At 66.4% G+C, this 11,558-nt stretch carries 9 protein-coding genes, 1 other RNA gene and 2 pseudogenes; 9 read left to right on the top strand and 3 right to left on the bottom strand.

Going from position 1 to position 11,558, the window contains the following annotated elements:
- Positions 1-127: pseudogene (locus tag G3N61_RS35400) on the top strand (oligopeptide/dipeptide ABC transporter ATP-binding protein); the annotation flags it as partial.
- Here G3N61_RS35400 and dnaX read toward each other — a convergent pair.
- Together dnaX and ffs are read right to left on the bottom strand one after the other, a co-directional pair.
- Positions 121-1,590: pseudogene (dnaX, locus tag G3N61_RS35405) on the bottom strand (DNA polymerase III subunit gamma/tau); the annotation flags it as partial. The pseudogenes G3N61_RS35400 and dnaX overlap by 7 nt on opposite strands.
- A 128-nt stretch (positions 1,591-1,718) precedes the next feature.
- An RNA gene (ffs, locus tag G3N61_RS35410) (signal recognition particle sRNA small type) lies at positions 1,719-1,817 on the bottom strand.
- Positions 1,818-2,222: 405 nt separating this feature from the next.
- Between ffs and trxA the strand changes: the two genes are divergently transcribed.
- From trxA to G3N61_RS35450, 8 genes are all read left to right on the top strand, one after another.
- Complete coding sequence (gene trxA / locus G3N61_RS35415) at positions 2,223-2,549, top strand: thioredoxin TrxA (RefSeq protein ID WP_006402348.1); 327 nt, start codon at positions 2,223-2,225, stop codon at positions 2,547-2,549.
- Positions 2,550-2,742: 193 nt separating this feature from the next.
- Entirely contained in the window at positions 2,743-4,005 is a 1,263-nt protein-coding gene (gene rho, locus G3N61_RS35420) for a transcription termination factor Rho (RefSeq protein ID WP_006478662.1), read from the top strand.
- A gap of 134 nt (positions 4,006-4,139) precedes the next feature.
- Positions 4,140-4,640, top strand: coding sequence for a MerR family transcriptional regulator (locus G3N61_RS35425; protein WP_043188244.1), 501 nt, complete (start codon positions 4,140-4,142; stop codon positions 4,638-4,640).
- The gene (locus tag G3N61_RS35430) at positions 4,637-6,193 is read left to right on the top strand and encodes an MFS transporter (protein WP_205824684.1); all 1,557 of its coding nucleotides are present in this window, start codon (positions 4,637-4,639) and stop codon (positions 6,191-6,193) included. The genes G3N61_RS35425 and G3N61_RS35430 overlap by 4 nt, the downstream gene beginning before the upstream one ends.
- A 38-nt stretch (positions 6,194-6,231) precedes the next feature.
- A complete protein-coding gene (locus tag G3N61_RS35435) occupies positions 6,232-7,065 on the top strand; it encodes a M90 family metallopeptidase (RefSeq protein WP_205824685.1) in 834 nt (277 codons plus the stop codon).
- A 157-nt stretch (positions 7,066-7,222) separates the two neighbouring features.
- On the top strand, positions 7,223-7,483 hold the full coding sequence (locus G3N61_RS35440) for a type B 50S ribosomal protein L31 (protein ID WP_006753671.1): 261 nt from the start codon (positions 7,223-7,225) through the stop codon (positions 7,481-7,483).
- 144 nt (positions 7,484-7,627) lie between these two features.
- Positions 7,628-9,460 carry a glycosyltransferase family 39 protein gene (locus tag G3N61_RS35445; protein ID WP_205824686.1) on the top strand — a complete coding sequence of 611 codons (1,833 nt, stop codon included), beginning with the start codon at positions 7,628-7,630 and terminating at the stop codon, positions 9,458-9,460.
- A 2-nt stretch (positions 9,461-9,462) separates the two neighbouring features.
- Complete coding sequence (locus G3N61_RS35450) at positions 9,463-10,824, top strand: MATE family efflux transporter (protein WP_205824687.1); 1,362 nt, start codon at positions 9,463-9,465, stop codon at positions 10,822-10,824.
- An 11-nt stretch (positions 10,825-10,835) separates the two neighbouring features.
- On the opposite strand, the gene lipA is transcribed toward G3N61_RS35450, so the two are convergent.
- A partial coding sequence (lipA, locus tag G3N61_RS35455) for a lipoyl synthase (RefSeq protein WP_205824688.1) occupies positions 10,836-11,558 on the bottom strand: 723 nt, incomplete at its 5' end.

Raw genomic sequence — 11,558 nt, forward strand, 5'->3', positions numbered from 1 at the left:
GTACACCGAAGCGCTGCTCGCGGCGATTCCCGAGCACAATAAGGGGGCGCGTCGCCTTGCCGCATTGCCGGGCATGGTACCGGGCCGCGATGATCGCCCGTCCGGGTGCCTGTTCGCGCCGCGCTGCGCAACGGCAGCAGGCGGCTCGGGTTCCTTGCGGATGGGTGCCGGCTTGTCGCCGGCCAGCTCTGCTTGCGGTGCTGCGACCGCCTGCGGCTGGGGCGTCTCGATGACGGGCGCGTCAACCGGGGCCGGCGCAGATGCGTGCACGGCAGCCGGCTTCACGGGCGGCTTGCCTGCTTCGTCGCCGGACTGCACCGGCGCTGCACGCACAACCGGTGCCGCGGGCGCAGCCGGTGCCGCCGGTACAGCAGCTTGCGGCCGCGATGCTTCGACAGGTGCGGCCGATACCGGCTTCGCCGCAGCGGCCGATGCCGCCACCACGCGCGGACCCGGCACCGCACGCGGCACCGCCGGCTGGCCACCCGGCGCACTGCCGGCGGCAACCGCCGGCTCGAACGCGAGCATCCGCAGCAGCGTCATCGTGAAACCGGCGTACTCGTCCGGCGCCAGGCCGAGCTCGGCGCGACCGACCGTCGCGATCTGATAGAACAATTGGACCTGCTCGGGGCTCAGCGTCTCGGCGAAGCGGCGCAGGTCGCTCGCTTCGGGCCATTCGTCGAGCACCGAACCCGGCGCGAACTGTGCCCACGCAATCCGGTGCAGCAGGCTCGCGAGATCCTGAAGCGCGGTCGAGAACGACAGGCTGCGCAGCGACATCTCGTCGGCAATCGCGAGGATTTCCGGGCCGCTGGCCGCGGCAAGCGCGTCGAGCAAGCGCACCATGTAAGTCTGGTCGAGCGCGCCGAGCATGCCCGACACGGCCGACTCGGTCACCTCGTTCGCCGAATAGGCGATCGCCTGATCGGTGAGCGACAGCGCGTCGCGCATGCTGCCCTGTGCGGCACGCGCGAGCAGGCGCAATGCTTGCGGCTCGAACGTGATCTGCTCTTCGCCGAGAATCCGTTCGAGATGCGACACGATGTGCCCGGCCGGCATCTGCTTCAGGTTGAACTGCAGGCAGCGCGACAACACGGTGACGGGAATTTTCTGCGGATCGGTCGTCGCGAGGATGAACTTGACGTGCGGCGGCGGCTCTTCGAGCGTCTTCAGCATCGCGTTGAACGCGTGATTCGTCAGCATGTGCACTTCGTCGATCATGTAGACCTTGAAGCGCGCATCGACGGGCGCGTACACCGCGCGCTCGAGCAGCGCGGCCATTTCATCGACGCCGCGGTTGCTCGCGGCATCCATCTCGACGTAATCGACGAAACGCCCTTCGTCGATCTCGCGACAGGCGCGGCACACGCCGCACGGCTGCGACGTGACGCCGGTTTCACAGTTGAGTGCCTTGGCGAAGATCCGCGACAGCGTCGTCTTGCCGACACCGCGGGTTCCGGTAAACAGATAGGCGTGATGGAGACGCCCGCCGTCGAGCGCGTGCGTAAGCGCCCTGACAACGTGCTCCTGGCCGACGAGCGAAGCGAAATCCTTCGGACGCCACTTGCGTGCGAGAACTTGATAGGTCATCGGGAAATTGTATCAGTAACGCTGCGTCGCGCCGACACGCGAAACGGTGCGGAAGACAGGCAATGCGCAGGCAAAAACGGAGTGTGATGCAGAAATAAAAAACGCCCGGCGAACGGGGCGAGAAGGAAGGTGACGAGCCCAACCCTCGGCACTGGCGGAAAACGATTGTGGCTGCTTCGTTCCCGACCTGACCAGGTTCACCGCCCCACCATGCGAGGAGGCCCGTCACGGCATATTCTATCACCGCTTCCGAACGAATGCGACCGTTTGTTCGCACCAATGCGAATTTGACCAGACAAACCGTCGTGCGCCGGGCTGCACGATGGCCGCCCGAATCGAATCGCCTGCGCACCCACCTCTTGTAATTTGCGGGCCGGCCTCCATCTGCTGGACACAACGGTCGAACGTCGCGTCGTACCCCTACTCGCGTAGCGGCTACTATCGCCGCCCGCAGCAGATAGCAATTTAGGCTAATATGACGCCCGAACGACCCGCGAGCCGCGGCATGCAGCGCTTACACCCCTCCTTTCCGGAGAGCGGAGTGACCTGCCGCAGCGGCCGGCAGCCCACGGCGGCCGGCGCGCCGCAACGCGCAAGCAGGCAGTCCCCGAACCGTAAGAGGTATTGACCCAATGAGCGAACAGATCAAACACATCAGCGACGCATCGTTCGAACAGGACGTCGTCAAGTCCGACAAGCCCGTGCTCGTCGATTTCTGGGCCGAATGGTGCGGCCCGTGCAAGATGATCGCCCCGATCCTCGACGAAGTCGCGAAGGACTACGGCGACAAGCTGCAGATCGCGAAGATCAACGTCGACGACAACCAGGCAACGCCCGCGAAGTTCGGCGTGCGCGGCATCCCGACGCTGATCCTGTTCAAGAATGGCGCAGCCGCTGCGCAGAAGGTCGGCGCGCTGTCGAAGTCGCAGCTCACCGCATTCCTGGACAGCCACCTGTAATACAGGCAGTCCCGCGGACGTGTTGTCAACCGGCAACACGTCCGGCATCAAGTCGCCGATCGCTCGCTCAAGCGCGAATCGGCCTATGCTAGAATTAAAAAACGTCTACAAGACGCATTTAAGTCTCTGAGCGCTTCCGCTCGCCCTCCTCCCTTTATTTCTTTCGTCGTCTCCTCCCTGGCGGGTTCTCCGTATGCATTTATCCGAGCTCAAGTCTCTGCACGTCTCCGAACTGATCGAAATGGCCAATGGCCTGGAGATCGAAAACGCGAACCGCCTGCGCAAGCAGGAGTTGATGTTCGCCATTCTCAAAAAGCGCGCCAAGACGGGTGAGACGATCTTCGGCGACGGTACGCTCGAAGTGCTGCCGGACGGCTTCGGCTTCCTGCGCTCGCCGGAAATGTCGTACCTCGCGAGCACCGACGACATCTACATCAGCCCGTCGCAGATCCGCCGCTTCAACCTGCATACCGGCGACACCATCGAAGGCGAAGTCCGCACGCCGAAGGACGGCGAGCGCTACTTCGCGCTGGTGAAGGTCGACAAAGTCAACGGGCAGCCGCCCGAGGCCTCGAAACACAAGATCATGTTCGAGAACCTCACGCCGCTGCACCCGAACAAGCCGCTGTCGCTCGAACGCGAAATGCGCGGCGAGGAAAACGTCACGGGCCGCATCATCGACATGATCGCGCCGATCGGCAAAGGCCAGCGCGGCCTGCTCGTCGCGTCGCCGAAGTCCGGCAAGACCGTGATGCTCCAGCACATCGCACACGCGATCAAGCAGAACCACCCGGACGTGATCCTGTTCGTGCTGCTGATCGACGAGCGCCCTGAAGAAGTGACCGAAATGCAGCGCTCGGTCGCCGGCGAAGTGATCGCATCGACGTTCGACGAACCGGCCACGCGCCACGTCCAGGTCGCCGAAATGGTGATCGAGAAGGCCAAGCGCCTCGTCGAAATGAAGCACGATGTCGTGATTCTGCTCGACTCGATCACGCGTCTCGCACGCGCGTACAACACCGTGATCCCGGCATCGGGCAAGGTGCTGACGGGTGGTGTCGACGCGAACGCACTGCAGCGTCCGAAGCGCTTCTTCGGCGCGGCGCGCAACATCGAGGAAGGCGGTTCGCTGACGATCATCGGCACCGCGCTGATCGAAACCGGCAGCCGCATGGACGACGTGATCTACGAAGAGTTCAAGGGCACCGGCAACATGGAAGTGCACCTCGAGCGCCGTCTTGCGGAAAAGCGCGTGTATCCGTCGATCAACCTGAACAAGTCGGGCACGCGTCGCGAAGAAATGCTGATCAAGCCCGAGATCCTTCAAAAGATCTGGGTGCTGCGCAAGTTCATCCACGACATGGACGAAGTCGAAGCAATGGAATTCCTGCTCGACAAGATCCGCCAGACGAAGAGCAACTCCGAGTTCTTCGACCTGATGCGCCGCGGCGGCTGATCCCCCCGCCCCGCACCAAAAGAACGGCCGCCCGCGCATTCTGCCCGGCGGCCGTTTTTCGGTGCCAACCTGAACGTGAACGTACAGGTTGATCTATAATCGCGTCATCGTCCCAACCCACGCCGCGCCTCCCGATGTCGAACGACGCCTCCGCCCCGCTGCTGACCGTGAGCGATGCCGCATCGCGGCTCGGCGTCACGCCGCGCACGCTGAAGTATTACGAAGAGCGCGGGCTCGTCACGCCGACGCGCAGCGAAGGCCGCTACCGTCTCTACGACGAAGCCGACCTCGAGCGCTTCGCGCGCATCCTGCGGCTGCGCGCACTCGGCTTCTCGCTGCACGGCATCACCGAGATGCTGAAGCGCCCGCTGGAAGAAACGGGCGACGGCCGGCGCCGCTATTCGGACGCGTCGCTGCGCGACATCCGTACCGGCCTGGCCGAGCAGGTCGACACGCTCGACCGGCGGATCGCGGCCGTCCAGCGCGAACTGAAGGAAGCCGTCGCACTGCGCAAGGAACTGCAGCACGACATCGACTACGTCGAACGGCGTCTTGCCGGCGAAAACGCCGATGCGTTGATCGCGCAGCGGCAGGCCGAAGCCGGCACGCGGCGCACGCGCAAGGCTCGCGAATGAACGCGATGCCCGGTCGCCCGCCGCTATGGAGCCGCGCGAACCTGCGCGCGGACCTGTTCCCGTGGGCGCTCGCGCTCGTCACCGGCATCGACTACTTCGACAACGCGATCTTCTCGTTCTTCGCGAGCTACATCGCGGGCGGCATCAACGCGTCGCCCGACGAACTCGTGTGGTCGTCGAGCGCCTACGCGGTCACGGCCGTGCTCGGCATCCTGCAACAGCAATGGTGGGTCGACCGGCTCGGCCATCGCCGCTACGTCGCCGGCTGCATGCTGATGTTCTCGTTCGGCGCGATCGCGGCCGCGCTCGCCGACACGTCGCTCGAACTCGCGTTCGCGCGCGGCTTCCAGGGGTATTTCATCGGCCCGATGATGGGCGCGTGCCGGATCCTGATCCAGGTCAGTTTCAAGCCGCCGGAACGGCCGCCCGCGACGCGCGCGTTCCTGATCATGATCCTGCTCGGCAGCGCGCTCGCGCCCATCGTGGGCGGCCTGCTCGTCGCGCATTCGACGTGGCGCGCGCTGTTCGCGTGCTCGGCGCCCGCCGGCATCGCGTTCGCGATCCTCGCGCTGCTCACGCTGCCCGATTCGGGCCGGACACCCGACGACGAACGCGGCTCCGGACACTTCTGGCCGTATGTCGTGTTCGCGCTCGCGCAAGGCGCGCTGCAGATCGTGCTGCAGCAGGTGCATTACCAGCTCTACAGCGGCTCGCCGATGCTGATCCTGCTGACGATCGCGGGGATCGGTGCGCTTGCGTGGTTTGCGTATCACCAGTGGAACCACCCGACGCCGCTCGTACGGCTGCACGCGTTCCGCGAACGGACGTTCCAGGTCGGGCTGCTGCTGTACATGTTCTATTACTACGAGTCGACGGGCTTCAGCTACCTGACGTCACGGTTTCTCGAAGGCGGGCTCGGCTACCCGGTCGAGAATTCCGGGCGGCTGGTGGGCACGATGTCGCTGATTTCGGCCACCGCGCTGTTCGCGTACCTGCGCTACGCGAAATTCGTCACGCACAAGAAATGGTTCGTCGTGCCCGGGTTCGCGATCGCCGTCACGGCCGCGCTGTGGATGACGCGGATGACGCCGCAGGTCGGTGAAGCCGCGCTGATCGTCCCGCTGTTGCTGCGCGGACTGCTGCTGCTCTTCATCGTGCTGCCGGTGGCCAACCTGACGTTCCGGATCTTCGCGATCGACGAATACACGCACGGCTACCGGCTGAAGAACATCGTGCGGCAACTGACGATCTCGTTCGCGACGTCGTCGGTGATCATCGTCGAGCAGCACCGGCTCGCCGTGCACCAGACGCGGCTCGTCGAGCGCGCGAACGTGTTCGATCCGCTGTTCCAGCAGACCGTCGACACGCTCACGCGCAGCTACGCGGCCGCCGGTCACGCAGTGAACGAAGCGCACGCGCTCGCGATCGCGTCGATCGCGCGGATGGTCGCGCAGCAGGCGTCGTTCCTCGCGTCGCTCGACGGCTTTTACTTCCTGGCGGGCGTGGCACTCGTCGGCGGCCTCTTCGCGGCATGGCAAAAAGAGATCGACTGAGTTAAAAGACAGGCTTTGGATTTCCGCGAGCCGCCTTCATGCTCTCGAAACTGACCCGCTGGTTCGACGACCGCCGCCGCGACCGCGCGCTGCGCAGCCACCCGATCCCCGACGCGCTGTGGCAGGACACCGTCGAGCGCCTGCCGTTCCTCGCGGCGCTGGCGCCCGACGCGCTCGGCCGGCTGCGCGAACTGACGAGCCTGTTCATCGCGAAGAAATCGTTCTCGACCGCGCACGGGCTCGAGCTGACCGACGCGATGATCGTCGCGATCGCCGCGCAGGCCTGCCTGCCGGTGCTCAATCTCGACCTGTCGCTGTACGACGGCTGGCGCGACATCGTGCTGTACCCGGGCGGCTTCCTGATCCGCAAGACCGTGCAGGACGAAGACGGCGTCGTGCACGAAGTCGAGGAAGAGGCAGCCGGCGAGGCGTGGGAAGGCGGACAGCTGTTCCTGTCGTGGGAGGATGCCCAGATCACCGACGGCTACAGCGCGTACAACCCGGTGATCCATGAATTCGCGCACATGATCGACATGATCAACGGCGCGGCCGACGGCTATCCGCCCCTATTTCGCCGCTGGCATGCGCCGCACCTCGACGCGCAGGCGTGGGCCGACGTGTTCGAGCACGCGTACGACCAGTTCTGCGCACGCGTCGACGCGGTGCCGGACCGCGCGTGGGCGCGCTTCGAGCGAAACTCGCTGATCGACCCTTACGCGGCCGAGCACCCGTCGGAGTTCTTCGCGATCTGCAGCGAAGCGCTGTTCGTGCGGCCGAAAGCGTTCGAGTCCGAATTTCCGGAGCTGTACCGGCTGCTCGCACGCTACTACCGGCAGGATCCGGCCGGCACCGGCGCGCTCGACGCACCATGAAAATTATTCGTCAACCATCTGATTTTCTGGCATAATCGCCGTTTTTCGACCTTAGGCAAGTGGCTCGCGCCGGGCTTGGCGTCGTCTGGTATGCGCAATCTGCGCGTTCCGGCACGGCAAGCGGCGGGTTGGCTACCGCTCTCACCAAGGAAAGACCATGAAAGAAGGCATCCACCCGAACTACCGCGAAGTCGTCTTCCAAGACATGTCGAACGGCTTCAAGTTCATCACGCGCTCGACGATCCAGACGCGCGAAAACATCGAACTCGACGGCAAGACCTACCCGCTCGCCAAGATCGAAGTGTCGTCGGAATCGCACTCGTTCTACACGGGTCAGCAAAAGATCATGGACACGGCAGGCCGTGTCGAGAAGTTCAAGAACAAGTTCGGCGTTCGCGCCAGCGGCAAGGCGAAGTAAGCTTCGCATTGCATCCGGTGGTTGCAACGCACCGGTGTCGCACAAAAGGGCAGCCCAGGCTGCCCTTTTTTGTCTCTGCTCGCCCGGCAGGCGCCAGCCAACGCCCGGGCAACGACCTGACGCGCAACAGCGGGCGCGTCTACAATGCCGGATGCTCGAAACCGGCTCGACCGCACGCATCCGCGCCGGCCGCCCGCCCATAACAAATCGCTCATCTGCATGAAGCCTGTCGTCCGTCTCACCGCCTCCGCCACGCGCGCGCTGCCGCGCTGGCTGCTGCTCACGCTCTGCTTCGTCTACGCAGCGTTCGGCCTGTTCGGCCGCGACCCGTGGAAGAACGAGGACGCGGCGGGCTTCGGCGTGATGTGGACGATGGCCAAAGGCGGCTGGCACGACTGGCTGCTGCCGAACCTGGTCGGCAAGTACATCACGACCGACGGGCCGCTCAGCTACTGGCTCGGTGCGCTGTCGATCCGCGGCCTCGGCCCATGGGTCGACGCGAGCAACGCGTCGCGTGTCGATACCGGCGTGCTGTTCTGCGTCGCGTGTGCATTCGTCTGGTACGCAGCCTACCTGCTCGGCCGGCGCGCCGAAGTCCAGCCGTTCAAATACGCATTCGGCGGCGAACCCGAGCCGCGCGACTACGGCCGCACGCTCGCCGACGGCGCGCTGCTGGTGCTCGTCGCCTGCTTCGGCCTCGCGGAGCGCGGCCACGAAACGACGCCGCAGCTGGCGCAATTCGCGTGGATCGCGATGCTCGTCTACGGGATCGTGCGCGGCATCGACAAGCCGATGCAGGGCGCGCTGTGGTGGGGCCTCGCAATCGGCCTCGTCGCGCTGTCCGGCAACCCGGTGCTGGTCGTCGCCCTGCTCGCCGGTACGGCCGTCCTGTGGCTCGTTACGCCCGAGATGCGCAACCTGCGCCTGCCGCTCATCGGCGTGCCGCTCGCGGCCGCGATCTTCGCGCTGTGGCCGCTGGCCGCGTTCGTCGCGGCGCCCGACGACGCCGCATGGTTCTTCAACCAGTGGATCCACGGCAGCCTGATGCGCTTTTCGGGCCCGCCGACCACGGTGCTCGGCTATGCGGCGAAGAACCTGCCGCTGTTCACGTGGCCTGCCTGGCCGCTCGCGATCTGGGCGTGGTGGAGCTGGGCCGGCATGCGCCGCCGGGCGCACATCGCGATTCCGCTGTCGGTCGCCGTGCCGCTCGTCGCGCTCGTGATCCTGCAGAGCCAGCAGTCGAACCGCATGTACATGCTGCTGCTGCCGCCGCTCGCAGTGCTCGCGACGTTCGCGCTGCCGACCCTCAAGCGCGGCGCGATCAACGCGATCGACTGGTTCGCGGTGCTGAGCTTCACGATCCTCGGCACCTTCGTGTGGCTCGTGTGGCTCGCGTCGCTCACGGGCTTCCCGCATCCGCTCGCACGCAACCTCGCGCGCCTCGTGCCCGGCTACGAGCCCCACTTCAAGATCCTGTCGTTCATCTGCGCGGTGATCGCCACCGTGTGCTGGTGCTTCCTCGTGCGCTGGCGCATCTCGCGGCATCCGAAGGTGCTGTGGCGCAGCGTCGTGCTGTCGGGCGCCGGTACCACGCTGATGTGGGTGCTGCTGATGACGCTGTGGCTGCCGATCGTCAACTACGGCCGGACCTATCGCGATGTCGCCCAGCAGATCGCCGTGCACCTGCCGTCCGACTACGAGTGCATCTCGCCCGTGCGGCTCGGTGACGCGCAGATCGCGACCTTCGCGTATTTCGGCAACATGCGCTTCGATTTCTCCGGCGACTGCGACTTGATCCTGCGCCAGGACCATGCGGACTTCGGCGAGCCGAGCTCGATGTCGCAATACGTGTGGCGTCTCGTGTGGGAAGGCCGCCGCGTCGCCGACCGCGACGAGCGCTTCCGCCTGTACGAGCGCATCGAACGGCCGAAGACTCCCGTCAAGCGACGTCCGCCGCGCCGCCAGCCGGCCGATTGACGATGTTCGGCGACATCCGCCGGATCGTCGGTCTCGCGTGGCCGGTGCTCGTCGGCCAGCTCGCGATCATCGCGTTCGGCGTGATCGACACCGCGATGGTCGGGCGTTACTCGGCCGTCGACCTGGCCGCGCTCGGGCTCGGCTCGTCGATCTACATATCGATCTATATCGGCCTGACGGGCATCCTGTCCGCGCTGCAGCCGATCACCGGGCAACTGTACGGCGCGCGCCGCTATGCCGAGATCGGCGAGGAAGTGCGCCAGGCGCTGTGGCTCGCGCTGCTGCTCGCGGTGCCCGGCTTTCTCCTGCTGCATTTTCCCGAGCCGCTGCTGCGCGTCGCGCACACGCCCGCCGCGCTGCACGACCGCACCGTCGACTACCTGCGCATCCTGTCGTACGGGCTGCCCGCCAGCCTCGTGTTCCGCATCTACAACGCGTTGACCAACGCGGCCGGCAAGCCGCGCCTCGCGATGATCCTGCAGATCGGCGCGCTGCTGCTCAAGTTTCCGCTCAACGTGTGGTTCATCTTCGGCGGGTTCGGCGTGCCCGCTCTCGGCGGCCCGGGCTGCGGGCTCGCGAGCACGCTGATCAACTGGGCGCTCGCGCTGATCGGCTACACGCTGCTCGCGAAGCTCGACGTGTTCGCGCCGCTCGCGATCTTCTCGCGCTTCTGCTGGCCGGTCTGGGAACGCCAGAAGGCAATCCTGAAACTCGGCGTGCCGATGGGCCTGTCGTACCTGATCGAGGTCACGTCGTACACGTGCATGGCGCTGTTCATCGCGCAGTTCGGCACGACGACGCTCGCCGGCCACCAGATCGCCGGCAACATCGGCGCGGTGCTGTACATGACACCGCTGTCGATCGGCGTGGCGGCGTCGACGCTGGTCGCGCGTGCGCTCGGCGCCGGACGGCCCGAGGAAGCCCGGCTGCTCGGCCGGCACAGCGTGATCTTCGCGTGCGGCATTGCCGCAACCTACGGCCTGCTCGTGTTCGTGCTGCGCCCGCTGATCATCGGCGGCTATACGCCGAACCCGGCCGTCGCCGCGGCCGCGATGCCGCTCGTCGCGATCGTCGCGTGCTACCACGTCTTCGACGCGGTGCAGGTCACGTCGGCGTTCGTGCTGCGCGCCTACAAGGTCGCGGTCGTGCCGACCGTGATCTATGCGGTCGCGCTGTGGGGCGTCGGGCTCAGCGGCGGCTACGCGCTCGGCTTCGACGTGGGCGGCATCGCACCCGCGTGGCTGACCGGCGCGCGCGGCTTCTGGTTTGCGAACACGATCAGCCTGGTGCTCGCGGGCGCCGGGCTCGTGCTGTATCTGCGCCGCGTCAGTCGCGCGCATGCGGCCGCGTCCACGTCCGCCTGACGCGCCGCCCGTTACGTCTCCTCCAGCACGTCGGCCGCGTGATACGACGACCGCACGAGCGGGCCGGCGACGACTTCCCTGAAGCCGAGCAACAGCGCCTCGTCGCGCCACGCGGCGAATGCGTCCGGGCTCACGTAGCGTCGCACCGGCAGATGGTGCGCGGACGGCGCGAGATACTGGCCGAGCGTCAGCACGTCGACGTCATGCGCACGCAGGTCGCGCAGCGTGTCGCGCACTTCGTCGTCGCACTCGCCCAGCCCGAGCATCAACCCCGATTTCGTCACCAGCCCCGGCCGCGCCCGCTTCGCCTGCGCGAGCAGTTCGAGCGAGCCGCGATAGTCGGCACCCGGCCGCGCCGCACGATACAGCGATGGCACCGTCTCGATGTTGTGGTTGAACACGTCGGGCCACGCCGTCGACAGCGCCTCCAGCGCGCGGGCCACGCGGCCGCGGAAGTCCGGCGTCAGCACTTCGACGCCGATGCCCGGCACGCTCGCGCGCACCGCCGCGATACACGCGGCGAAATGCGCGGCGCCGCCGTCGCGCAGGTCGTCACGGTCGACCGACGTGATCACGACGTAGCGCAGCCCGAGCGCCGCGGCCGCCTCGGCCAGCCGCGCCGGCTCGTCGGGATCGAGCGGCTCGGGACGGCCGTGCGCGACGTCGCAGAACGGGCAGCGCCGCGTGCACAGCCCGCCCATGATCATGAAGGTCGCGGTGCGCTGCGCGAAGCA

Source organism: Burkholderia sp. Ac-20349, from assembly GCF_017104865.1.
GTDB classification, from domain to species: domain Bacteria; phylum Pseudomonadota; class Gammaproteobacteria; order Burkholderiales; family Burkholderiaceae; genus Burkholderia; species Burkholderia aenigmatica.

Bases quoted from the DNA above. Each gene is read 5' to 3' on its own strand.
- trxA (WP_006402348.1), top strand. From the start codon at position 2,223: ATGAGCGAACAGATCAAACACATCAGCGACGCATCGTTCGAACAGGAC.
- rho (WP_006478662.1), top strand. From the start codon at position 2,743: ATGCATTTATCCGAGCTCAAGTCTCTGCACGTCTCCGAACTGATCGAA.
- G3N61_RS35425 (WP_043188244.1), top strand. From the start codon at position 4,140: ATGTCGAACGACGCCTCCGCCCCGCTGCTGACCGTGAGCGATGCCGCA.
- G3N61_RS35430 (WP_205824684.1), top strand. From the start codon at position 4,637: ATGAACGCGATGCCCGGTCGCCCGCCGCTATGGAGCCGCGCGAACCTG.
- G3N61_RS35435 (WP_205824685.1), top strand. From the start codon at position 6,232: ATGCTCTCGAAACTGACCCGCTGGTTCGACGACCGCCGCCGCGACCGC.
- G3N61_RS35440 (WP_006753671.1), top strand. From the start codon at position 7,223: ATGAAAGAAGGCATCCACCCGAACTACCGCGAAGTCGTCTTCCAAGAC.
- G3N61_RS35445 (WP_205824686.1), top strand. From the start codon at position 7,628: ATGCCGGATGCTCGAAACCGGCTCGACCGCACGCATCCGCGCCGGCCG.
- G3N61_RS35450 (WP_205824687.1), top strand. From the start codon at position 9,463: ATGTTCGGCGACATCCGCCGGATCGTCGGTCTCGCGTGGCCGGTGCTC.